The following is a 23,770-nucleotide window of genomic DNA, read 5'->3' as shown; positions in this document are numbered from 1 at the left end:
AAACGGGTCCCGTACGCGCCACCAAGCGCACGGGACCCGTTTTCGTGAGGGCCGGAGCCGCCCATTGCCCCGGCCCTTGGCTGTCACCCGGCGGCCGTCACCCCCCGGCCAACAGCACGCCACCGCCCCGTATTTACCCTTCACAAGGGCACAAAGCACCTCTACGCGGGAGTAGATTTATCCAACCCTGAAAATCCAACTCGCTTGCCCCGTAAGGGCGTTACGGGATGACGATGACGGGCCGCTGCGCGCGCCGCGCGAGCCGTCCCGCGACCGAGCCGAAGAGCCGCCCGACGAGCCCGTGGGTCGACCCCACGACGATGGCGTCGGCCGAGTACTCGTGCCCGACCTCCTCCAGCTCGTGGCAGATGTCGCCACCACGCTCGACGAGGATCCAGGGCACCTCGGCCAGATACTCCGCACAGGCGAGCTCGAGGCCCAGGACTTCCGTGCGGTGATCCGGCACGTCCACGAACACGGGCGGTTCACAGCCCGCCCACACCGTGGTGGGCAGCCGGTTGGCCACATGGACGATGATCAGACCCGAGCCCGAACGATGGGCCATGCCGATCGCGTAGGAGAGCGCCCGCTCGCTCGATGTCGAGCCGTCGAAACCGACGACGACACCGTGCTTGAAAGCGGGATCACAGGCTTGACGTGTCTCTTCTGCCGCAAGGGGCGTCACCGTGGGGTCGGCGACCTGCCGCTTGCGGTCCGCGGGTTCAGGGATTTCGTGACCGGCCATGAGTGTCTCGGCGTGTACCTCGTGGGCCTCTAAAGAGGGGACGGCAAAAGAGGGGACGAAAACTGATCGGCGGAGCTGTGTCCGGGAATCATCTTCCCAACCCCATACCCCCAAGGGTACGGCGACACTCCTCCTCTGCCCAGACTCTGCTTCCGGGCCCAGAGCCGCGCCTTCGTTCGTCGACGGTCTCGCTCCGCCGCGTTCAGGGGAGCATGCACGAGGGCCGACCGTATGGCAATGGTTGCTGCCCCGTACAGGCGGATTGCGCACTCAACTGGGCGTCTGTCGTCATTCGACCAAGTGACCCCGGCCGGTCGGCGGCGTTGAACTCGCGTACCGAACGACACAGGGGAGCGCGCAGTGCCCGGACCGACCATCGCCCAGCGACCCAGCGCGCCGGCCCACCCCGACGCGCCCCTGCCCGCGCGCTGGGCCGCGTTCAGCTGCGTCCTGGTTCCGCTCGCGCTCGTCTGGTACGGCTCCTCCGCGGCGGGCGCCGTCGGCGCCGCCCTGGGGCTCGCCGCGATCACCGCGGCGTGCCGCGTGCTCCTTGGACAGTCGGAGCGCGGGGCTGCACAGTTGCACAGTGAACAATGCCGCGCGCATCGTGACCGGAGCGCCGGGAGCGGACAGGAAGCACCGGCCGGCCCGCGTCGGGCCGAGTCGGATACGCCCGTTGGCTGACCGTTTTCAACGCGGCGCTCCGATAATTTTCAGCCAACTTGGGTCAGCGGGCCACCCCTTGCGTTTCGCCTCCTCCAACCCCCTTGCCACCAGGGCGGAAACGGCGATGAAAAGCGCTTCCGCCCTACGGGGACCGGCCACGGAGTTGAGGCCCACTTCCCAGCAACGCCCTTGAGTGCGACGCTTCGTGATCGAATGCTTCACGCCAAGTTGCCTTGTCGACAATCTGTCAGGTTCTTAACTGGTCACGACGGCACCATGGGACGCAGTAGATTCGATCTTGACTGTCTGATCTGAAGGCGGCGGGGGACTTCGTGCATCACCGAGGGGAAACGTGCAGGAGCGAACAACCCGTCAAAGTATTGAGGGAGCCGGGATCACCGAGGGGGGCTTAGCAGCATGAGCCACGACGCCACCACCGCGCCGGAGGCGGCGGCTCGCAAGCTGTCGGGGCGCCGTCGACGAGAGATCGTCGCGGTGCTGCTGTTCAGCGGCGGACCCATCTTCGAGAGTTCCATTCCACTCTCCGTGTTCGGCATCGACCGACAGGACGCGGGAGTTCCGCGCTATCGATTGCTCGTGTGCTCCGGCGAAGAGGGGCCCCTGAGGACCACGGGGGGACTCGAACTCACCGCGCCGCACGGACTCGAGGCGATATCGCGAGCGGGCACGGTCGTCGTGCCCGCCTGGCGGTCCATCACTTCTCCGCCACCGGAGGAGGCGTTGGACGCCTTGCGCCGCGCCCACGAGGAGGGCGCACGCATCGTCGGCCTGTGCACGGGGGCCTTCGTGCTCGCCGCGGCGGGCCTGCTGGACGGCCGTCCGGCGACCACGCACTGGATGTACGCGCCGACGCTCGCCAAGCGCTATCCGTCGGTCCATGTGGACCCGCGCGAGCTCTTCGTGGACGACGGGGACGTACTGACGAGCGCCGGCACCGCGGCCGGAATAGACCTGTGTCTGCACATCGTGCGCACGGACCACGGCAACGAGGCGGCCGGAGCGCTCGCCCGCCGCCTGGTGGTCCCACCGCGCCGCAGCGGCGGCCAGGAGCGCTATCTCGACCGGTCTTTACCGGAGGAGATCGGCGCGGACCCGCTGGCCGAGGTCGTCGCCTGGGCCCTGGAGCACCTCCACGAGCAGTTCGACGTGGAGACACTGGCGGCCCGCGCCTATATGAGCCACCGCACCTTCGACCGCCGCTTCCGGTCGCTGACGGGGTCCGCCCCGCTCCAGTGGCTGATCACGCAGCGGGTGCTGCAGGCGCAGCGGCTCCTGGAGACGTCCGACTACTCGGTCGACGAGGTGGCGGGCCGCTGCGGCTTCCGCTCCCCCGTCGCGCTGCGCGGGCACTTCCGGCGCCAGCTGGGCTCGTCCCCGGCCGCGTACCGGGCGGCGTACCGGGCGCGCAGGCCGCAGTCGGGCGAGGGGCAGGGGAACCACGGGAAACCCGAGAAGCCCGACAGGTCGGTCGAGCTCGCCGGCGTGCCGGGCGCCGAGGGGGCACCGGTCCCCGCGCAGTCCCGGCGCACGGCGGCCGCGACCGCGCTCGGCCCGCACGCGGCCTCGATGCCTACGGGCCACTCGGGACTGCCGGGCCCACGCACGGCTTCGTAGCCCCGGAACACGGCACCGGGAGCAGGAGCTGACGCCCGTCGTCTGCCAGTGGGAAGGTCGGACCCGTAGGGTTGGGCGCATGAACGATCGCATGGTGTGGATCGACTGCGAGATGACCGGACTCTCGCTGGCGAACGACGCGCTCATCGAGGTGGCCGCACTGGTCACCGACTCGGAGCTGAACGTACTCGGCGACGGTGTGGACATCGTGATCCGCCCGCCGGACGAGGCCCTGGAGACAATGCCCGAGGTGGTGCGCAACATGCACACCGCCTCGGGTCTCCTCGACGAGCTGGCGGGCGGCACGACGCTCGCGGACGCCGAGGAACAGGTCCTGGCGTATGTACGTGAGCACGTCAAGGACGCGGGCAAGGCCCCGCTCTGCGGGAACTCGGTCGGTACCGACCGCGGATTCCTGCTGCGTGACATGCCGACGCTGGAGGACTACCTCCACTACCGGATCGTCGATGTGTCCTCGGTCAAGGAGCTCGCCAGGCGCTGGTACCCGAGGGCGTACTTCAACAGTCCGGACAAGAACGGCAACCACCGGGCGCTGGCCGACATCCGCGACTCCATCGTCGAGCTGCGCTACTACCGTGAGGCGGTCTTCGTCCCGCAGCCCGGACCGGACTCGGACACCGCGAAGTCGATCGCGGCGAAGCACGTCCTGCCGGCGGAACCTGCTGAATAACCCCTCGTAAGCCCCTGTGTACGGGGTCCGGACCCGCTGGGGAAAAGGTGTGCGCGAGCACCCCTTCGGACCCTGTACACTTTTTCTCGGCCGGTCGGAAGAACGACAAACGACCGGACATGGTGGGTGTAGCTCAGTTGGTAGAGCACCTGGTTGTGGTCCAGGTGGCCGCGGGTTCAAGTCCCGTCACTCACCCTGAAGAATCCGAAGGCCCCGGTTCGTGAGAACCGGGGCCTTCGGCGTTCACCGTCCGCGGGACGTGAACCCGTCACTCACGACGACTCCCGCACCACCAGCTCCGTGGGCAGCACCAGCTGCGGGCAGTCCAGACCCCGCGAGACCGCGGGCCGCCGGTCGGCGATCTCGGTGAGCAGCAGATCCGTCATCGCCCGCCCCATCTCCTCCATCGGCTGGCGGACACTGGTCAGCGGCGGGTCCATGTGCCGGGCGATCGCCGAGTCGTCGAAGCCGACCAGGGCCACGTCGTCGGGGATCCGCCGCCCCGCCTCCCGCAGCGCCTGCCGCGCGCCCGCCGCCATCACGTCGGAGGCGGCGAAGACCGCGTCGAGGTCCGGGCGGGCCGCGAGCAGCTCCGACATCGCCGCCCGGCCGCCCTCCTCGCTGAAGTGGCCCTCGACGATCAGCCGCTCGTCCACCGGCCGGCCCGAGTCCACCAGGGCGTCCCGGTAGCCGTCGACGCGGCGCTGCGCGCCGAAGACGTCGAGGCGGCCCGCGATGTGGGCGATGGCGGTGCGGCCCCGGGAGAGCAGGTGCTCGACGGCGGAGCGGGCGCCCACGTAGTTGTCGGAGTCGACCGAGGGCAGGGTCTCGGCGGCGGAGCGCCGGCCGCTGACCACCGCGGGGATCTCCAGCTGGCCGAGCAGGTCGGGCAGCGGGTCGTCGGCGTGCACGGATACCAGGAGCACCCCGTCGACCCGGTGGGCCGCGAGGTACTGGGCGAGGCGCCGGCGCTCGCGGTCGCTGCCCGCGAAGGTCAGGATCAACTGCATCTCGGTGTCGGCGAGTTCGGCGCCGACACCGCGGAGCACGTCGGAGAAGTACGGCTCGGTGAAGAAGCGGGTCTCCGGCTCGGGCACGACGAGGGCGATGGCGTCCGTGCGGTTGGCGGCGAGGGCGCGCGCCGCCGTGTTCGGTACATAGCCGAGTTCGGCGACCGCCTCCTCGACGGCGGCGCGGGTGGCCTCGCTCACCCGGGGTGACCCGTTGATCACCCGGGAGACGGTGCCCCGGCCGACGCCCGCGCGGGCCGCGACCTCCTCCAGGGTGGGCCGGCCACCACTCCGGTGCCGTGTGCCGTGAGCTGCCATGGTCCGCCTCCCGTTACGCCTGGCCCGGCCAGGAATCTAACAGCCTGATCTTGGAGCGGCACACAGGTCCGACGCCCGGACCGGAACGCCCGGCGCCGCGATCCGGCCCCCGAGGACCGGCCTCAACTCCCCATAACAGGCTGATAACTGAAGACAGATCAGTCTGCACAGGACCTTGACACCCCCGCTGCAAGGTAAGAGTCTTCAACTCATCACCGGTGGGAGCGCTCCCACGGTACCCCACGCTTACACATCCCGCACGTTCCCCGAGCGAGCCGCAGCACCAAAACCGCGGGCCCATTCACCGCAGTTGGCCGGGGTCGGCACCCTCACAGCAGTTGAGTCATTGGAGGACGCAATGCGCACTTCGGGCAACTCTCGCGGCCCAGCCCGCCGCACCGCGCTGGCCTCGGCCGCCGGCATCGCCGCCGCCGCGCTCCTGGCGACGGGATGCAGCGCGAGCGACGACACCGACTCCGGCTCGGACACGAGCTCGGGCGGGAAGATCACGCTGCACGTCGGCACGTTCGGTGTGTTCGGCTTCGACAACGGCAAGGACAGCGCCAAGCTCTACGCCGCGTACGAGAAGGCGCACCCGAACATCAAGATCGTCGAGGACCATGTCACCGACGGTCAGAAGTACTGGGACACCCTGAAGCTGCGCATGTCCCGCAACAGCGGCCTCGCCGACATCCAGGCGATCGAGGTCGGTTACATAGCCGAGGCCACCGGCCCCACCATGGCGAACAAGTGGGAGGACCTGAAGAAGGCGGACAGCGCCCACACCGGCGACTTCCTCGACTTCAAGACCAAGCAGGCCGCGACGTCGGACGGCAAGGTGATCGGCTTCGGCACCGACATCGGCCCGATGGCCGTCTGTTACAACAAGGACCTCTTCAAGAAGGCCGGCCTGCCCACGGAGCGCGACAAGGTCGCGAAGCTCTGGCAGGGCGACTGGTCGAAGTTCCTCGACGTCGCCGCCGACTACAAGAAGAAGGCGCCCGGCAAGACCGTCTTCACCGACTCCGCGAGCGGCCTGTTCAACGCGGTGCTCTCCAGCCAGCCGCAGCAGTACTCCGACGACAGCGGCAAGCTGATCTACGACAAGAGCCCCGGCGTGAAGACCGCCTGGGACCTGGCGGTCAAGGCCGCGCAGGACGGCTACACCGCCAAGCTGCGGCAGTTCGACGAGAAGGGCACCTGGGCCGCCGGGTTCAAGAACTCGAAGTTCGCGACCGTCGCCTGCCCGAGCTGGATGCTCGGCCAGATCCAGAGCCAGGCGGGCGCGGGCAACAAGGGCAAGTGGGATGTCGCCCTGCCCCCTCAGAACGGCAACTGGGGCGGTTCCTTCCTCGGCGTTCCGGCCTCCGGCAAGCACGTCAAGGAGGCCACCGAGCTGGCGGCCTGGCTGACCAGCGCGGCCCAGCAGGAGAAGGTCTTCACGGCGATCGGCAACATCCCGTCCTCCAAGGACGGTCTGGCCTCGGACACCGTGAAGAACGCGAAGATCGACTTCTACGGTGACGCGCCGATCGGGCAGATCTACTCGACGATCGCCGAGGGCATCAAGCCGGCGCCGATCGGCGCGAACGACGGCCAGGTGAAGACCTTCATCACCGACAACGGCGTCCTCGACGTCGAGCAGCGGGGCACCGACCCCAAGAAGGCGTGGGCCAACGTCGAGAAGCTGGTCGACGACAAGATCGAGCAGTGACGGACGGCCGATAGCGGCGCGGTCCCCGCACCCGTCACACCGGATGCGGGGACCGCGCCCTTCGGCCGAGCCCAGCGCACCCGCACGCTCCCGAAACCGGAAGGAAAGCCCGCGTGGCCACCTCCGTCAAGGCGGACGCCGGCGGCAGCCCGCCGTCCGTCCCACCCTCCGCCGCACCGGCCCGGCAGCCCGCCCCACCGAACTGGCGCAGCAGGCTCTACCGCTGGGACCTCAAAGGGTCCCCGTACGCGTTCATCTCCCCGTTCTTCCTCTGCTTCGCGGCCTTCGGCCTGTTCCCGCTGATCTACACGGGCTGGCTCTCGCTGCACAGCGTCCAGCTCGGCGCGGAGGACCAGGCCCAGTGGGTGGGCCTGGAGAACTACAGCCGCCTGATGGGCAGCGAGTTCTTCTGGCGGGCACTGTCCAACACCTTCACCATCGGTGTGATCTCGACGGTGCCGCAGCTGCTGATGGCCCTCGGCCTCGCGCATCTGCTCAACTCCCACATGCGCGGCCGCGGTTTCCTGCGGGTCGCGGTCCTCACCCCGTACGCCACCTCGATCGCCGCGGCGACGCTGGTCTTCGCCCAGCTGTTCAACACCGACTACGGCATGATCAACTCGCTGTTCGACGCCATCGGCATCGGGCCGATCGAGTGGGAGTCGGGCAAGTGGCCCTCCCAGATAGCCATTTCGACGATCGTGACCTGGCGCTGGACCGGCTACAACGCACTCATCTACCTGGCCGCGATGCAGGCCGTGCCGAACGACCTCTACGAGGCGGCCGCGCTCGACGGGGCCTCCCGCTGGCGGCAGTTCATCAGCGTGACCATCCCCTCGATCCGGCCGACGATCCTGTTCACCATCGTCGTGTCCACCATCGGCGCCACCCAGCTGTTCGGTGAGCCGATGCTCTACGGCGGCAGTGTCGGCATCGGCGGCGGCAGCGGCGGGCAGTACCAGACGCTCTCGCTGCTCATGTACCAGACGGGCTGGACCAACAACTCCCTCGGCCGCGCTTCCGCCATCGCCTGGGTGATGCTGCTGATCCTGCTGCTGGTCGGCGCGGTCCAGGCGCTCGTGGCCCGTCACAACCGCACGAAGCTGGGAGGCTGACCCATGACCGTCCAACTCCCGGCACCCGCCGCGGCCCGGCGCCGCTTCGCGCCCGGCGCCGGCGACCAGCGCAGGGCGGGACCGCTCACGTACGTGCTGCTGATCATCGCGGCGCTCGTCTCGCTGTTCCCGCTGTACTGGAACGTGGTGGCCGCCTCGCACGACAGCCAGCGGGTGCAGCAGGCCCCCGCGCCGCTGCTGCCCGGCTCGCACCTGATGGACAACCTGTCCGTCGCGTGGAACCAGGTCCACATGGGCGTCGCCCTGGTCAACACCACCGTCGTGGCGAGTGTGATCAGCGCGAGCACGGTCGTCTTCGCGACCCTCGCCGGCTTCGCCTTCGCCAAGCTCCGCTTCAAGGGCCGCAACGCGCTGCTCGCCCTCGTCGTCGCCACGATGACGGTGCCGCCGCAGCTCACCGTGATCCCGCTGTACCAGATCATCACGGACCTGAAGTGGACGGACACCCTCCAGGCGGTCATCATGCCGTCCCTGGTCGCGGCGTTCGGCGTGTTCTTCATGCGGCAGTTCCTCGTGGAGGCGCTGCCGATCGAGCTCGTCGAGGCGGCGCGGGTCGACGGCGCGAACAGCCTGCGGGTCATCTGGCACGTGGTGTTCCCCGTGGCGCGTCCCGCGATGGCCGTGCTCGCGATGCTCACCTTCGTCCAGGCGTGGAACGACTTCTTCTGGCCGTTCATCGTCCTCACGGACACGGGTACGCCGACGCTTCAGGTCTCCCTGGCGAACCTCGGCGCGGGCAACCACACAGTGGAGACGTCGGTCGTGCTGACGGGTGCGCTGATCTCCACCGTTCCGCTGCTGGCCGTCTTCGCCGTCCTGGGTAAGCACATCGTGGGCGGTATCACCGCCGGCGCGGTCAAGAGCTGAGCCGCCGCCACCACTTTCGGGGTTCGCCCGCGCGAGGGCGGGGCCGCCGCTCCGCCCCCGCGCCACCCCGCCGTGCCCGTCCTTCCTGTCCTTTCCCCACCCCACCTCATGGGAGCGCATCCATGTCTGAATCGATCACCTTCCCGGACGGCTTCCTGTGGGGTGCCGCCACTTCCTCGTACCAGATCGAGGGCGCCGTGCGGGAGGACGGCCGCACCCCCTCCATCTGGGACACCTTCAGCCACACCCCGGGCAGGACCGCCGGCGGCGACACCGGTGACATCGCCGTCGACCATTACCACCGCTACCGCGACGACGTGGCGCTCATGGCCGACCTCGGCCTCGCCTCCTACCGCTTCTCCGTGTCCTGGTCGCGGGTTCAGCCCACCGGCCGCGGGCCCGCCGTGCAGCGCGGCCTCGACTTCTACCGGCGCCTGGTCGACGAGCTGCTCGGCAGGGGCATCAAGCCGTTCGTGACCCTCTACCACTGGGACCTGCCGCAGGAGTTGGAGGACGCGGGCGGCTGGCCGGAGCGGGAGACGGCGTACCGGTTCGCCGAGTACGCGGCGATGGTCGGCGAGGCGCTCGGCGACCGCGTCGAGAACTGGATCACCCTCAACGAGCCCTGGTGCAGCGCCTTTCTCGGCTACGGCTCCGGGGTGCACGCCCCCGGCCGCACCGAGCCGCTCGCCGCGCTGCGCGCCGCCCACCACCTCAACCTCGGCCACGGCCTGGCCACTTCGGCGCTGCGCGCCGTGCTGCCGCCGCGCGCGAGCGTCGCGGTCAGCCTCAACTCCGCGGTGGTGCGCCCCCTTTCGCAGGACCCGGCCGACCTCGACGCGGCCCGTCGCATCGACAACCTGGCCTGCGGGATCTTCCACGGCCCGATGCTGCACGGCGCCTACCCGCAGGGCCTGTTCGCCGACACGGCCCGGATCACCGACTGGGGCTTCGTGCAGGACGGTGACCTGGCCGCCGCCCACCAGCCGCTGAACGCGCTCGGCCTCAACTACTACACGCCGTCCCTGGTGTCGGCCGCCGAGAACGCCCCGACCGGGCTGCGGGCCGACGGACACGGCGAGAGCGAGCACTCCCCGTGGCCGGGCTCGGAGGACGTCGCCTTCCACCAGACGCCGGGCGAGCGCACCGAGATGGGCTGGTCCATCGACCCGAACGGCCTGCACGAGCTGATCACGCGCTACTCCCGGGAGACCGGCGGCCTGCCGCTGTACGTCACGGAGAACGGCGCCGCCTACCCCGACAAGCCGGACGCCGACGGCCGGGTGCACGACCCGGAGCGCATCGCGTATCTGCACGGCCACCTCGCCGCGGTGCGCCGCGCGATCGCCGACGGCGCGGACGTGCGCGGCTACTACCTCTGGTCGCTCATGGACAACTTCGAGTGGGCGTACGGGTACGAGAAGCGGTTCGGCGCCGTGTACGTCGACTATGCGACGCAGGAGCGCACGCCCAAGTCGAGCGCGCTCTGGTACGGCCAGGCCGCGCGGACCGGCACGCTGCCCGCCGTCGACGCGGTGCTCGGGGACGCGTCCCAGTAGACCCCTGGCAGGAGAAGGCCAGGAGGGGAGTGCGGCGCGACGGTACAGGGGGGATCGTCGCGCCGCACGGTTCTGCCGCCGCGCTCGCGTGGCAGCGCCGGGGCGACGCCCTTATCTTCTCACTATGCGTCATATGCCCCTGTATGAGATGACCTGAGCCGCCATGGGTGTGCTCAAGGACCATCCGGAACTCGTCCTGTTCGTGAGCCTCGCGCTCGGCTACCTCCTCGGGAAGCTGCGCGTGGGGCCTCTTACGTTGGGCGGCATCTGCGGGACGCTGATCGTCTCGCTGCTCCTGGGCGCCTGGACCAAGGCGCACGTCTCCGACGACGTGAAGACGGTGTTCTTCGCGCTGTTCATCTTCGCGCTCGGCTATATGGCCGGGCCGCAGTTCTTCCGCAACCTCAACAAGAAGAGCCTGCGCTTCTTCGTGCTGTGCGGCATCGAGCTGGTCTGCGTCATCGGCATCGCGCTCGGCCTGGCGAGCTGGTTCGACCTGGACGTGGGCACGGCCTCCGGCATCCTGGCCGGCGCCGCCACCGAGTCCGCCGTGGTCGGCACCGCCACGGAGTCCATCGGCAAGCTCAGCAACCTCACCGCGGCCCAGATCACCGAGTACCAGGGCAACGTCGCCACCGCGTACACGGTCTGCTACCTCTTCGGCCTGATCACCATCGTGCTCTACACGAGCCAGATCATGCCGATGATGATGCGCATCAACCTGCGCGACGCCGCCCGTGAGCTGTGGGAGCGCACGCGCAGCCGCGGCAGCCTGGAGGCGGACGAGCGCCCCGCCCTGCCGGGCATGGTGGGCCGCACGTACCTGGTGACCACCGCTGACGGCCGTACGGTCGACGACCTGCGCTCCTCGCTCGGCGAGCGGGTCACCGTCGAGGCGGTCAAGCGCGGCAGCAAGGTCATCGACGTCGCGCCCGGCCTGGAGCTCACCCTCTCCGACCTGGTGCTCCTGGTCGGCCGCCGGGCGAACGTGATCGACGCGGGCCGGCTCATCGGACCCGAGACGCCGGGCGTGCCGGGGCTCGACTCGCCGCTCGCCTCCCGCCAGGTGTCGATCACCGACAAGTCCCTGGAAGGGAAGTCCATCGACGAGTTGCAACAGGAGCACCCCGAGTTCTACCGGGACGGCGTCTACGTCACCGACATCACCCGCGGCGACCAGGACATGCCCGCCAACGGCGACACGGCGCTGCACCGCGGCGACGTGCTGACCCTGGTGGGCGCCCGCTCGGGCCTGAACAAGCTGGTCGCGCGGATCGGCTCGGTCGTCAAGAACGACGCCACCGACTTCATCTATCTGGGGCTCGGCATCGCGGCCGGTTCACTGCTCGGGCAGGTCGTGGTGAAGTTCGGCGACATCCCGATGTCGCTCGGCACCGGCGGCGGCTGTCTGATCTCCGGCCTGCTCTTCGGCTGGTTCCGCTCGCGCTCGCAGACCTTCGGCGCGTTCCCGCCGCAGGCCGCCTCGACCATCAAGGACATGGGGCTCGCGGTCTTCATCGCCTGCACGGGCCTCGTCTCCGGTCCGCAGGCCTGGCCGCTGATCAAGGAGTACGGGGCGCTGCTCCCGTTCGCCGGAATCGCCATGGTGCTGATCCCCGCGACGGTCTCACTGGTCGTCGGACGCAAACTGCTCAAGATCGAGAAGCCGCTCCTGATCGGCGCCATCGCGGGACAGCAGTGCTCGACCCCCGCGATCACCGCGGTCACCCAGGTGGCGCAGTCGTCCGTGCCGATGCTCGGCTACACGATCACGTACGCGCTCTCCAACTTCCTGCTCCCGCTGACCGGCCCCGTGCTCGTCGGCATCCTAGGCAACTGAGAGGGCGGTCCTCCGCGTGATCGACTTCCTCAACCGGAACATCTTCCAGCCCTATCCGGAACTCCTGGTCTTCCTCACGGTCGCCTTCGGCTTCCTGCTCGGAAAGGTCCGCTACAAGGCCATCGCGCTCGGCGCCGTCACCGGCTGCCTCATCGCGGGCCTGCTGCTCGGCGCCTGGACCGGGGTCGAGATCAACGGCACGGTGAAGAGCCTGTTCTTCATCATGTTCCTGTTCGCCCTCGGCTACAAAGTCGGCCCGCAGTTCTTCCGCGGCCTCAAGACGGACGGCCTGCCGCAGGTGCTCAACGCCGTCGTGGTCTGCGTGTCAGGACTGCTGATCTGCTGGGTCTTCGCCGCGATGCTCGGCTACGGTCCCGGGCTCTCGGCCGGACTCCTCGGCGGCGCGCTCACCCAGTCCGCGGTGATCGGTGTCGCGCAGGATGCCATCGGCACCCTGCCGGGCCTGTCCGCCTCGGCCGCCAAGAGCGAGGCGAACTTCGTGGCGATCGGCTACGCGGTGACGTATCCGCTCGGCACGATCCTGTGCGCGATGCTGCTCGCGAACATCCTGCCGAGGCTCTACAAGAAGGATCTGGCGGCCGAATCCGCCCTGATGGCAAAGGAGTTGGACGCGCCCGACGGCGATCCGGACCTCGCCGAGGGCTACTACGAGGTCGTGCTCCGCGCCTACACCATCGAGCGCCCCGACATCGTCGGCCGCAGCATCGAGGACTTCGAGAACCAGCAGCGGGAGCTCGGCCACCGCATCTACCTCACACGGGTGCGCCGGGACGGGCAGATCCTCGACCACTCCCAGCAGACGGTGCTCCGCGAGGGCGACGTCGTGGCGGTGAGCGCGCTGCGCGGCTCGCTCGTCGACTACGACGCCCGCACCCACATCGGCATGGAGACCGACGACGTGGAGCTGCTCGGCTATCAGACGGAGTCGCTGCACGTCGTGGCCTCGGAGAAGGCCCAACTCGGCAAATCGGTATCCGAGTTGCGGCGCGAGCCGTTCATGGTCGGCGTCTACATCGACAAGATCTACCGCTCGGGCGCCGAGTTCCCTTACCGCCTCTCCACCAAGGTCGAGCGCGGCGACACACTCGTCCTCACCGGGCCCAAGCGGCTTGTGGACCCGGCGGGCGCGGCCCTCGGGAAGCCGGTGCCGACCTCGTTCGCCACCGACATGGTCTGGGTGGGCCTCGGCATCTTCCTCGGCGGCTGCCTCGGCATCCCGGCGCTGACCGTGTCCGGCGTCCCGATCTCCCTGTCCACCTCCGGTGGCGCGCTGATCATGGGCCTGGTCTTCGGCTACATCCGCGGCAAGTATCCGACGTACGGCAATGTGCCGCCCGGCGCCCAGTGGTTCATGGACACGCTCGGCCTGTGCATGTTCGTCGCGATCGTCGGCATCAACGCGGGGCCGAGCTTCACCTCCGGCCTGTCCGAGGCCGGTTGGGGCCTGCTGGTCTTCGGCGCGGTCGCCACCGTCGTCCCGCTGATCGTCGGCTTCCTGTTCGGCCACTACGTGCAGAAGATCCGCTTCCCGGTCCTGATGGGCGTACTCGCCGGCGGCCAGACGACCACCGCGGCGATCGGCGCGATCAACGAGGCCTCCCGCTCCCAGGTGCCGACCCTCGGCTACACGATCCCGTACGCGGTCGGCAACGTGCTCCTCACCATCTGGGGTGCCGTGATCGTCCTCCTCCAACACTGAGCACCCGCAACGCAGTTAAGGACACGCCATGACCAAGACGACGTTCACGCGCGAACAGATCAAGAGCTACGCCCAGCTCTCCCCTTTCGAGCTGAAGAACATCTTCATCGACCTCGCCGAGCAGGCGCAGGCCGACAAGCCGGGCCAGAAGGAGAAGTCCAGCCGCCAGATGCTCAACGCGGGCCGCGGCAACCCGAACTGGATCGCCACCGGCCCCCGCGAGGCGTACTACGCGCTCGGCTACTTCGCCCTGGAGGAGTCCCGGCGGGTGTGGACCGCCGACAACCTCGGCGGGATGCCGGAGAAGCACGGCGCGTACGAGCGCTTCGACACGTTCGTACGCCGCCACCCGGACCTGCCCGGCATCGAGCTCCTCGCGCAGTGCGTGCAGCACGGCATCCAGCGCTTCGGGTTCGACAAGGACGAGTGGGTGCACGAGCTGACGGACGGCATCACGGGCGACAACTACCCGGTGCCCGACCGGATGCTGGTCCACGGCGAGCAGGTGGTGCGGGGCTATCTCGCGGACGAGATGTTCGACAAGAAGCCGCCGTCGGACAACCTGTCGGTGTTCGCCACCGAGGGCGGCACGGCGGCCATGTGCTACATCTTCGACTCCCTCATGAAGAACGGTCTGTTGAAGAAGGGTGACAAGATCGCGCTGATGGTGCCGGTGTTCACCCCGTACATCGAGATCGCCGAGCTGCCGACCTACGACTTCGACGTCACGTACATCTCGGCCAGCAGCTTCGCCGAGGCCGGGGTGCGCGAGTGGCGGTACCCACAGGAGGAAGTGGCGAAGCTGGAGGACCCGGAGATCAAGCTGGTCTGCCTGGTCAACCCCTCCAACCCGCCTTCGCTTGCGCTGAGTTCACGGGTCGCGACGCAGATCCGGGAGATCGTCGCGTCGAAGAACCCGAACCTGCTCATCGTCACCGACGACGTCTACGGCACGTTCGTCGAGGGCTTCCGCTCGATCGCCGCCGACCTGCCGCGCAACACGCTGCTCGTCTACTCGTACTCCAAGCACTACGGGTGCACGGGCTGGCGACTCGGTGTGATCGGGCTGCACGACGACAACATCATCGACGAGCAGATCGCCGCGCTCCCCCAGGAGGAGAAGGACCGCCTGAACAAGCGGTACGGCTCGCTGACCCTGGAACCGGAGAAGATCAGGTTCATCGACCGGCTCGTCGCGGACTCCCGGCAGGTGGCGCTCAACCACACGGCGGGCCTGTCGCTTCCGCAGCAGGTCATGATGACCCTCTTCTCGCTGTTCAACATGCTGGAGGAGGGCCAGGCGTACAAGGAGCGGATCCGCTCCATCGTCCACCAGCGCCTCGAACTGCTCCTCGAAGGCGCCCAGATGAAGATCAGCGAGGACCCGCACCGGGCCGGCTACTACATCGAGCTGGACCTCCTCGCGGAGGCGGAGCGCGTGCACGGCAAGCCGTTCGCCGAGTTCCTGGAGAAGAACTACGAGCCGGTCGACGCCCTGTTCCGGCTCGCCCAGCAGACGGGCGTGGTCCTCCTCAACGGCGGCGGATTCGAGGGCCCCGAGTGGTCGGTCCGGGTCTCGCTGGCCAACCTCGACGACCTGGACTACCTGAAGATCGGCCACCATCTGCGCGGCATCTTCAACGACTACGCGGGGGAATGGCGGACCTCGCAGGCGTAGGCCCTGTCGTTCGGACCTCCACGCGACACGGAAGCCCCGGCCGGATGGGGGGTGGAGCCGGCCGGGGCTTCCGCTTGTGCGGGGGCGTGTCTACTTGAAGGCCGCGAACGCCTTCTGGAACGCGTCCGCCCCCTGCTCGATCGAACTGCACGTCGGCTGCGCGGAGTCGGAGGCGCCGCCCTCGCACGCCTTGTCACGGGTCGCCGACCACATGGACAGGCCGCCGAGGCCCTTCTCCTTCGCGAAGGAGACGAGCTGCGTGGCGTCCTCGACCTTGAACACCTCGGTCGTGACGTCGTTGACGCCGATCATCGGGGTGATCGCGACGGCCTTCCAGGCGTCCGCGTCCGACAGGCCGAGGGCCGACTTCACCTGCGCCTGCGTGGCGGTCGCCGCCTGCTCGGCGTAGTCGCCCATGTCGCCGCTGTAGGACGCCCCGTAGTCCATCGCCATGATGTTGACGAGGTCGGGCGAGGCGCCGTTGTCCTTGGCGTTCTTGAGGAAGTTCACGCCGTCCTGGGTGAGCCCCTCCGGCATCACCGGCAGCGTCACCGAGACGTTCAGGTCGGCGTTGTCCTTCTGGAGCTTGGCGATCGCCTCGGCGCGCTTGGTGTTGGCCGCCGTGTCGGGCAGCGCGCCGCCCTCGATGTCGAAGTCGACCTTGGTGAGGTCGAACTGGTCGATGACCTTCTGGTACGCCGCCGCCAGGTCGGAGGCCGAGGAGCAGGCCTGCGCCAGCTCGGTGCCGGAGGCGCCGCCGAAGGAGACCCGGACGTCACCGCCGGCTGCCCTCAAGTCACCTATCTGCGAAGCGACTTGGTCACCATCGAGGTCGGTGACGCCACCCCACTTCGGGGCGCAGTCGCCACCGGAGGTGATGAAGGCGAGGTTGTACTCCTTGACGCCGGTGGCCTTGGCGGAGGCGGCGAGGTCGAACGCCGGAGTGAGGGAGGTGTCGACGTAGGGGGCGAAGCCGGCGGCCGCCACCGGAGCCGCGGACGCCCCGAAGGAGAAGAAGAACGCGCCACCGCCCACGACGGCGGCGGCCACGACACCACCCATCGCCTTCTTCTTGCCGCTGAACCTGCGCCGGTGCGTGTTGCTGCTCATCGCATGCCTGCCTTAGCTGTACGTGGGGGGTGGGGGGTACGTGGCAGCACGCTAGCGATCGCGAACCCGTCAATTCGGGCAAGTGGGCGGAGGGTTGAGGATCTTAGGCTTCGCTTAAGAGAGGGATCGGGAGCGGTTAAAGGTCGAGACCATTCCCGGGAGCGTCCGCCGCCTGCGGTCCCTGCCCCGGTGTCCGCGGCGACCCGCGACGGGCCGGTGCCCCTCCAGCTGCAGCCAGATCCGCACCTCGGTGCCGCCGAGCACGGACGAGCCGAGCCGCACGTCGCCGCCGGTGGACTCGGCGACCCGGCGCGCGATGTCCAGGCCGAGCCCGGTCGAGCCGACCTCGATGCCCCCGGTGCCGCGGGCCAGCGCGGCCTCCGGGTCGGCGATCCCGGGGCCCGCGTCGGAGACGAGCACGATCACGGCCCCCTCGGCCCGGTGCACATCGACCGCGAACGCCGTGCCCTCCGGGGTGTGCCGGAACACGTTGCCGAGCAGTGCGTCGAGCGCGGCCGCCAGCTCACCGCGGGCGACCGGTATGCGTACGGGGCGGTCGACCCCGGCGACCCGCACCTTGCGGCCCTCGTCCTCTGCGAGCGCCGACCAGAAGTCCATGCGCTCGCGGATCACCTCGGCGGCGTCACAGCCGGCGCCAGGACCGGCGGCAGCGGTCTGGGGCTTGGCCTCCCTGGCCGTACGGATGATGGTGTCGACCTCGTGCTCCAGCTGCTCCACGGCGGCCCGGGTCTGCTCGGCGGCGGGCCCGTCCCCGAGGGAAGCCGCATTGAGCCGCAGAACAGTCAGCGGGGTCCGCAGCCGATGCGACAGATCAGCCGCCAACTCCCGCTCATTCGCGAGCAGTTGCACCACCTGATCGGCCATCGAATTGAACGCGACGGCGGCGAGCCGCAGCTCGGTGGGCCCGTCCTCCGGCACTCGCGCCCCGAGCTTCCCGTCCCCCAGGTCGTGCGCGGCCCCCACGAGCCGCTGCGCCGGCTGCACCATCCGCCCGCCGAGCCGGTCCGCGACCGCCACGGACCCGATGATCAGCGCGATGCCGACACCCCCGAGCACGACCCACGCGGTCGTCACACCATTGGTGACCTCGGCCTCGGGCACGTAGACCTCGACCACGGCGATCTTGCCCGTACTCACCGCGATGGGCTGCAACCACACCGAGCCGCCCGGCACGTCCACGACGGTGGCCTGCCGGATGTCGAGCTGACCCCGGCCGACCCGCTGCTCGCCGAGCCGGATCGCCCCATGCCCGCCGCCGGCCGGGACATAGACCGACATCCGGTCCTCGCCGCCGGTCTGCGCGGTGGCGAGGGCGCGGTCGAGCTGGTCGCGGTCGGTGGTGATGGACAGGGTGGGGCCGATGGCGGCGGCGGTCCGCTCGGCGTTGGAGAAGGCCCGGTCCCGCGCCATCTCCTTGATCACGAGGCCGAGCGGAACGGCGAAGGCGACCACCACCATCGTCGTGACGGCGAGGCACACCTTGACGAGCGCCCACCTCAAGGCGAGGGCTCCGGCTGCGGGGGCTCCAGCTTCACACCGACGCCGCGCAGGGTGTGCAGATACCGCGGCCGGGCCGCGGTCTCCCCCAACTTCCTCCGCAACCACGACAAATGCACGTCAATGGTCTGATCGTCCCCATACGACTGCTGCCACACCTCGGCGAGCAGCTCCTTGCGGGCGACGACCACGCCCGGCCGCCCGGCAAGAAAGGTCAACAGATCGAACTCGCGCCGCGTGAGATCCAGCGGCGCACCGTCGAGCTCGGCCTGCCGCCGCAGCGGATCGATGGCGAGCCCGCCGACCCGGATCACCCGCGAGGGCGGCTCGGCACCCGCGCTCCCCCGCGAACGCCGGAGCACGGCGGCCATGCGGGCGGACAGATGCTCGGGCGAGAACGGCTTGGTCAGGTAGTCGTCGGCACCGTCATTCAGCAGCCGGACGATCTCGGCCTCGTCGTCCCGCGCAGTGGCGATGATCACGGGTACGTCGGTGATCCCGCGCAGCATCTTCAGCGCCTCGGCCCCGTCGAGATCGGGCAGGCCGAGATCCAGGATCACCACGTCGAACCGGAGATGGGCGACCTCGCGCAGCGCCTCCAGGGCCGTGCCGACGCTGCGCACGGCGTGCGCGGCGTCGGTCAGGTGCCGGATGAGGGCCGAGCGTACGAACTGGTCGTCCTCGACCACGAGCACACTTGCCATGGGACGGCACCGTACGCCATCCGGCGGTTTCCGGGTCTCTTTCGGGTGGTCGTGGGCCTCGCGGGACAGCCGGGGCGGGTGTGGTGCAGTATGGCCCGCGATGCACGAGAGCCCGCCCCCGCCTCCCCGGAGCCAGGACCACCCCGGCCGTCGGCGACTCACCCACGGCGTCGCATGGCTGCTCGCCACCGGGGCCGCGGTGACGCTGTCGTGGTGGGGCGTGCACACGGTGATGGCGGGCACGGTGTACGACCCACCGCAGGCGCTGCCCGTCGCCGTGACGCACGACGAGCAGCACGACCGGAGCGCGCGGCAACCGGAGTCCTCGTCGACACACCGCCCCGAGCCCTCGGCATCCCCCTCGACCCGCAAGCCGTCAGCGTCACCAAGCCGTACGACACCCTCCCCCACGCCCACCCCGCGCACGACCTCCCCCGCCCCGCCGCCCTCCGGCTCCGTCAAGAGCTACGCGACGGCCGGCGGCCGGGCGGTCTTCGACCTCCGGAAGACCTCGGCGACCCTCGTCTCCGCGACACCGGCGGCGGGCTGGTCGGTCCAGGTGTGGAAACAGCCGACATGGATCCGCGTCGAATTCACCTCGGGCGAGAAAAAAGTCTCAGCCTTCTGCACCTGGCACGACCACGAACCAACGGTCGAGGTCGCAAACTACTGACCCGATCAAGCCCCGCTCTGGTGACGAGAGCCAGCGGGGTCCGGGGCAGAGCCCCGATCTTTCCAGCCCCGCCGGCGCTTGAGGCGCGGGGTCCGGGGCGGAGCCCCGTGACGTGGGCAACGGCTAGCGGAAGACCGATGGCGGCGGCGCCGGAGACGCCTTGGCCGAACCATCCCCGACCGCAACCGCCCCACCCGCAAAATCCAAAAGCGCCTTGCCGTACTCAACCCGCCCAGGATGCGAATCCCCCGCCGCCCGCCGCGTCAGCTCAGCCACAGGCAACCCACCCGCAGCAGCGACCAACACCGCGTTCCCGAACCGCTTCCCCCGCAACACCGTCGGATCGGCCACGAGCGCAAGCTCGGGAAAGACCGCCGCCGCGGTGGCGATCTGCCCCCGCAGATACGCGAGCGGCGGACCGTCCGCGATATTCGCCACATACGTCCCGGAGGGCCTCAGCACGCGCCGCACCTCGGCCAGAAACTCCGTACTGGTGAGATGCGCGGGCGTCCGCGCCCCGCTGAACACGTCGGCCACCAGCACATCGGCCCAGTCGTCGGGCAGCTTGCCGAGCGCCTCACGGGCATCCGCGGTACGCACCCGGATCCGGGCCCCCGCATCCAACGGCAAGTGACTGCGCACGAGTTGGACCAGCGCCCCGTCCCGCTCCACGACCTGCTGCGTGGAACGGGGCCGGGTGGCGGCGACGTAGCGGGCCAGGGTGAACGCCCCGCCACCGAGGTGCACGGCCTGCACGGGACGGCCCCGCTCGGCGGCCAGATCGATGACGTGGCCGATCCGGCGCTGGTACTCGAAGGAGAGGTGGGCGGGGTCGTCGAGGTCCACATGGGACTGCGGCGCGCCGTCCACGAGCAGCGTCCAGCCGGCCGGCCGGTCCCGGTCGGGCACCAGCTCGGCGAGCCCGCCGTCGACCTCCTCGACCACGGCCTCCCGCCCCGCGCGCCCCTGCTTCCCTCGTGACCTCACCATCCGGCCATTAAGACAGGTCCACCACAGCCGGGCCACTCCGGGGGCCCACGACCGACCGACCCATCCGGCCGGGGGTCCGGGGGTTGCCCCCCGGGGAGACACAGCCCTCGTGACCTTGCCATCCGGCCATTAAGACAGGTTCATCGCACCCGAGCCACTCCGGCATCCACACCCGAGCCACTCCGGGGCCCGGGCCCCGGCACGTACCGGATCAACGGCAGTTGTCCGCCGCCTCGATCATGCGGGCCGCCTCGTCGAGCGCGGCACGCAGTACCGCGGGGTCGGTGACCAGGTCCGTGGGCCGCTCCGCGGGGTCCGGTGGGAGCAGCCAGCCCGTGCCCTCGACCGGCGGGTCGGGCCGGGCGCCGATCGCGAGGCCGCGGCCCTGCGTGTGCGTGCAGTCGCTGCCGGGCAAGTCCCAGCCGTCGGCGGTGCCGGGCGGGACGAGGAAGCCGAGGGTGTCGCCGCCCCCGTCGTGCAGCACGGGGCCAACCGTTTCCGTACAGCCGCGGCGCAGGATGTCGACCGCCTCGAGGCCCTGCCGGGCCGGCACCGTGACCAGGTCGCAGCCGCCTGGCGGCGGTGCGCTGGACTCCTCGCTCGGTCGATGCCGCACCGTCGTGGGGGTCGTGGGAAGTGACAGCATGGGCTGGGACGCGTTCAACACGTCGGCCCCTCCTCGCTCGTGGGGTTTCGCCGCATGGTTCAACGCGACGCGCTGTCAACAGCTACGGCGGCACGCCGCCGCAAAGGATGGCAGTTCATGGCGGATCGTGGGTGAGATATCCGTTTTGTAGCCAAACCCTGCGTGTCGGGGCCGTGACAGCCGGTACCTTCGAGCCTCGCCGGAACAAGGAAGTCGCGGCAGCCCTCCCTCTCGGGATCCGGGCGCTCCCAACTTCCCTGCCGTCCGGCACGGTTCGCACGGGAGGACCCGCTCATGACGTCGTCGCCGATCGCCTCGGACACCTCGACGCCGCAGTCTCCACGGCCGAACCTCGCCTTCCGAGAGCTGCGTGGCCGGCGCTCGCCGGGCGAGTTCGCGGCCGCGGTGCGGCGCGCGGCCCGGGAGATCGGTGAGCGGGTCAGCTGCGACGCGCGCTACATCGGACGCGTGGAGGCCGGCGAGATCCGCTGCCCCAACTACGCGTACGAGCGGGTGTTCCTGCACATGTTCCCGGGCCGGACCCTCGCGGAGCTGGGGTTCGCGCCCCGTTCCGCGGTACGTGGCCGGGGCGCGCGCCCTGCCACCGCCACCGCCACCGCCGACCCGCAGTACCCGTACGACGAGGAGAGCGACGTGCGACGTCGCGCATTCATGACCGGCATGACCGGCTCGACGGCCACCGTGGCCGTCGCCGCCCTGGCGCCCTTCGGCGTCCCCACGCTTCCCGCGGACCTCGACCGGCATCCGGCGCGAGCCGGGATCGGCGCCGTCGAGGAGGCGATCCGGCGGATCCGGCTGCTCGACGACCGGCACGGCGCCGACGGCCTGTACCGGCGGGCCTCGGCCCCGCTGCGTACCGCCTTCGAACTGCTCGACGCGGGCACGGCCCGGCGCGATGTCACCGAGCGCCTGCAGACCGGGGCAGGCGAACTGGCCATCTCCGTCGGCTGGTTGGCCCACGACTCGGGCCGCTTCGACGACGCGCGCTCGCACTACGCGGAGGCGCTCGCGACGGCGCGGATGGCGGGCGACGAGGCGTTGGAGGCGCACGCGTTCTGCAACACGGCGTTCCTGGCGCGCGACGCGGGGCGCCCCCGCGAGGCGGTACGCGCCGCCCAGGCGGCCGCCCGCGTGGCGTCCCGCCTCGGCTCCCCCCGCCTGCTGTCCCTCCTCGCCCTGCGCGAGGCGGGCGGCTGGGCGGGGTTGGGCGACCAGTCCTCCTGCGAACGTTCCCTCGCCCGTGCGCAGGCGCTGTTCGCGCGGGGGGCCTCGGACGCGGATCCGGAGTGGATGTCGTTCTACGGGGAGGCCGAGATGGAGGGCCTCGAGGCGCAGTGCTGGTCGGCGTTGGGCGGCTGGGACCGCGCGTCCCTGCACGCGCGGCGGGCGGCGGCTCTCCAGGATCCGCACTTCACGCGCAACATGGCGTTGTACACGGCCGAGTTGGCCGACGATCTGGCGCGTGCGGGGCACCCCGACGAATCGGCCTCCGCCGGTCTGCGGGCCCTCAATCTCCTTGAGGACGTCCGCTCTTCCCGTATCGAGGGCATGCTGGCGGCGACGGCCCGCGTGCTGCTGCCGCACCGGCGGGCGGCCGGGGTCTCGGCATTCCTGGACGCCCACGCGGTCGCTCGCCGCTCAGCCTGACCCTCGTTGCGCCCACCCGTCCCCCGCTCCCGGGGCTCCGCCCCGGACCCCGCTGCTCAATCGCCGCAGGGGCTTTATATGCCGGCCGGGCTTGAAGGTGGCGTCGCCGCCTTGGGCAATCTGCCGCCTTGGGCGGCAGGGTGGGCAAGGCGGCGCCACGGTGCAGCGCAACGAAAACCATGGGCGCCGACCCCGGCACGGCTCAAAGAACCCGGTGCCGCGCAACAGAACCCGGGTCAGCCCACCGCCAGGTGGCCCGTCTCGTTCCAGGATTCCAGGGCCGGCTCGCCGTATGCCCATCCCAGTACGGACAACGACGTCGGGTTCAAGCGGATCCGCGCCGCGAAGTCCAGCGGGAGGCCGAGCCAGCGCGCCCCGATCGAGCGCAGGATGTGGCCGTGGGCGAAGACCAGAACGTCCCGGTCGGCGGAGCGCGCCCACTGGACGACCTCGTCGGCCCGCGCCGTCACCTCGGCGAGCGACTCACCCTCCGGCACCCCGTCCCGCCAGATGAACCAGCCGGGCCTGAGTTCCTGGATCCGCGCCGGCGTAAGACCCTCGTACGCCCCGTAGTCCCACTCCATGAGCGCGTCCCACGTGGCCGCCCGCTCCCCGAACCCGGCGAGCTCGCACGTCTCGCTCGCGCGGACCAATGGAGACGTGCGCACCTCCACCCCGTCGAGCCCGTCGTACGGCGCGCGTCCGAGGCGCTCGCCGAGCAGTTTCGCGCCGCGCCTGCCCTCTTCCAGGAGCGGAATGTCCGTCCTCCCGGTGTGCCGTCCGGACAGCGACCATTCGGTCTGTCCGTGCCGGGCCAACAGGATGCGCGGTGCCATGAGGAGGCCTCTTTCGAAACTACGAGCAACTACAACGGGCTAAGGG

The 23,770-nt window shown here is 70.0% G+C and carries 19 protein-coding genes, 1 tRNA gene and 1 pseudogene; 13 read left to right on the top strand and 8 right to left on the bottom strand.

Annotated features, from left to right (window positions below; genetic code table 11):
* Nucleotides 1-220 precede the first annotated feature (220 nt).
* Nucleotides 221-745 carry a universal stress protein gene (locus tag ACIRHA_RS37540; protein WP_403855296.1) on the bottom strand — a complete coding sequence of 175 codons (525 nt, stop codon included), beginning with the start codon at nt 743-745 and terminating at the stop codon, nt 221-223.
* 360 nt (nt 746-1,105) lie between these two features.
* Here ACIRHA_RS37540 and ACIRHA_RS37535 point away from each other — a divergent pair, with 360 nt between their 5' ends.
* The 4 genes from ACIRHA_RS37535 (at nt 1,106) to ACIRHA_RS37520 (ending at nt 3,932) form a co-directional block, all read left to right on the top strand.
* Nucleotides 1,106-1,429, top strand: coding sequence for a hypothetical protein (locus ACIRHA_RS37535; RefSeq protein ID WP_403855294.1), 324 nt, complete (start codon nt 1,106-1,108; stop codon nt 1,427-1,429).
* Nucleotides 1,430-1,828: 399 nt separating this feature from the next.
* The gene (locus ACIRHA_RS37530) at nt 1,829-3,046 is read left to right on the top strand and encodes a helix-turn-helix domain-containing protein (protein ID WP_403855292.1); all 1,218 of its coding nucleotides are present in this window, start codon (nt 1,829-1,831) and stop codon (nt 3,044-3,046) included.
* 79 nt (nt 3,047-3,125) lie between these two features.
* Entirely contained in the window at nt 3,126-3,737 is a 612-nt protein-coding gene (gene orn / locus ACIRHA_RS37525) for an oligoribonuclease (protein ID WP_403855290.1), read from the top strand.
* Between the two features lie 122 nt (nt 3,738-3,859).
* Nucleotides 3,860-3,932: transfer RNA gene (locus ACIRHA_RS37520), tRNA-His, on the top strand.
* Nucleotides 3,933-4,009: 77 nt separating this feature from the next.
* On the opposite strand, the gene ACIRHA_RS37515 is transcribed toward ACIRHA_RS37520, so the two are convergent.
* Nucleotides 4,010-5,065, bottom strand: coding sequence for a LacI family DNA-binding transcriptional regulator (locus ACIRHA_RS37515; protein WP_403855288.1), 1,056 nt, complete (start codon nt 5,063-5,065; stop codon nt 4,010-4,012).
* A 358-nt stretch (nt 5,066-5,423) separates the two neighbouring features.
* Here ACIRHA_RS37515 and ACIRHA_RS37510 point away from each other — a divergent pair, with 358 nt between their 5' ends.
* The 7 genes from ACIRHA_RS37510 to ACIRHA_RS37480 all read left to right on the top strand — a co-directional run bounded on the left by ACIRHA_RS37510 (nt 5,424) and on the right by ACIRHA_RS37480 (nt 15,579).
* Complete coding sequence (locus ACIRHA_RS37510; protein WP_403855286.1) at nt 5,424-6,779, top strand: ABC transporter substrate-binding protein; 1,356 nt, start codon at nt 5,424-5,426, stop codon at nt 6,777-6,779.
* Between the two features lie 113 nt (nt 6,780-6,892).
* Entirely contained in the window at nt 6,893-7,894 is a 1,002-nt protein-coding gene (locus ACIRHA_RS37505; protein ID WP_403855284.1) for a carbohydrate ABC transporter permease, read from the top strand.
* 3 nt (nt 7,895-7,897) lie between these two features.
* On the top strand, nt 7,898-8,782 hold the full coding sequence (locus tag ACIRHA_RS37500) for a carbohydrate ABC transporter permease (protein WP_403855282.1): 885 nt from the start codon (nt 7,898-7,900) through the stop codon (nt 8,780-8,782).
* A gap of 122 nt (nt 8,783-8,904) precedes the next feature.
* A complete protein-coding gene (locus ACIRHA_RS37495; RefSeq protein ID WP_403855280.1) occupies nt 8,905-10,341 on the top strand; it encodes a GH1 family beta-glucosidase in 1,437 nt (478 codons plus the stop codon).
* 163 nt (nt 10,342-10,504) lie between these two features.
* Nucleotides 10,505-12,181, top strand: a complete 1,677-nt coding sequence (gene aspT, locus ACIRHA_RS37490; RefSeq protein ID WP_403855278.1) for an aspartate-alanine antiporter — start codon at nt 10,505-10,507, stop codon at nt 12,179-12,181.
* Between the two features lie 16 nt (nt 12,182-12,197).
* The gene (gene aspT, locus ACIRHA_RS37485; protein WP_403855276.1) at nt 12,198-13,901 is read left to right on the top strand and encodes an aspartate-alanine antiporter; all 1,704 of its coding nucleotides are present in this window, start codon (nt 12,198-12,200) and stop codon (nt 13,899-13,901) included.
* 28 nt (nt 13,902-13,929) lie between these two features.
* Nucleotides 13,930-15,579: a bifunctional aspartate transaminase/aspartate 4-decarboxylase gene (locus tag ACIRHA_RS37480; protein WP_403855274.1), complete on the top strand. Its 1,650-nt coding sequence runs from the start codon at nt 13,930-13,932 to the stop codon at nt 15,577-15,579.
* 90 nt (nt 15,580-15,669) lie between these two features.
* On the opposite strand, the pseudogene ACIRHA_RS37475 reads toward ACIRHA_RS37480, so the two are convergent.
* The 3 genes and pseudogenes from ACIRHA_RS37475 to ACIRHA_RS37465 all read right to left on the bottom strand — a co-directional run.
* Nucleotides 15,670-16,563 (bottom strand): annotated as a pseudogene (locus tag ACIRHA_RS37475) (chitinase); the annotation flags it as partial.
* Between the two features lie 240 nt (nt 16,564-16,803).
* Nucleotides 16,804-18,210, bottom strand: coding sequence for a sensor histidine kinase (locus ACIRHA_RS37470; protein WP_403855272.1), 1,407 nt, complete (start codon nt 18,208-18,210; stop codon nt 16,804-16,806).
* Nucleotides 18,207-18,911, bottom strand: coding sequence for a response regulator transcription factor (locus ACIRHA_RS37465; protein ID WP_403855270.1), 705 nt, complete (start codon nt 18,909-18,911; stop codon nt 18,207-18,209). Before ACIRHA_RS37465 ends, ACIRHA_RS37470 begins: the two co-directional genes overlap by 4 nt.
* Nucleotides 18,912-19,011: 100 nt before the next feature.
* Between ACIRHA_RS37465 and ACIRHA_RS37460 the strand changes: the two genes are divergently transcribed.
* Nucleotides 19,012-19,584 (top strand): hypothetical protein, encoded by a 573-nt coding sequence (locus ACIRHA_RS37460; protein WP_403855268.1) that lies wholly within the window; start codon nt 19,012-19,014, stop codon nt 19,582-19,584.
* 123 nt (nt 19,585-19,707) lie between these two features.
* On the opposite strand, the gene ACIRHA_RS37455 is transcribed toward ACIRHA_RS37460, so the two are convergent.
* Complete coding sequence (locus ACIRHA_RS37455) at nt 19,708-20,574, bottom strand: spermidine synthase (protein ID WP_403855266.1); 867 nt, start codon at nt 20,572-20,574, stop codon at nt 19,708-19,710.
* Between the two features lie 211 nt (nt 20,575-20,785).
* Nucleotides 20,786-21,220: a hypothetical protein gene (locus ACIRHA_RS37450; RefSeq protein WP_403855352.1), complete on the bottom strand. Its 435-nt coding sequence runs from the start codon at nt 21,218-21,220 to the stop codon at nt 20,786-20,788.
* Nucleotides 21,221-21,514: 294 nt separating this feature from the next.
* Here ACIRHA_RS37450 and ACIRHA_RS37445 point away from each other — a divergent pair, with 294 nt between their 5' ends.
* Nucleotides 21,515-22,888: a tetratricopeptide repeat protein gene (locus ACIRHA_RS37445; protein ID WP_403855264.1), complete on the top strand. Its 1,374-nt coding sequence runs from the start codon at nt 21,515-21,517 to the stop codon at nt 22,886-22,888.
* A gap of 236 nt (nt 22,889-23,124) precedes the next feature.
* On the opposite strand, the gene ACIRHA_RS37440 is transcribed toward ACIRHA_RS37445, so the two are convergent.
* Nucleotides 23,125-23,724, bottom strand: coding sequence for a histidine phosphatase family protein (locus ACIRHA_RS37440; protein WP_403855262.1), 600 nt, complete (start codon nt 23,722-23,724; stop codon nt 23,125-23,127).
* Nucleotides 23,725-23,770: the final 46 nt, after the last annotated feature.

This window comes from Streptomyces sp. NPDC102360 (genome assembly GCF_044766085.1).
Taxonomy (GTDB): Bacteria; Actinomycetota; Actinomycetes; order Streptomycetales; family Streptomycetaceae; genus Streptomyces.
This window is presented reverse-complemented; position numbering and strand designations above follow the sequence as displayed.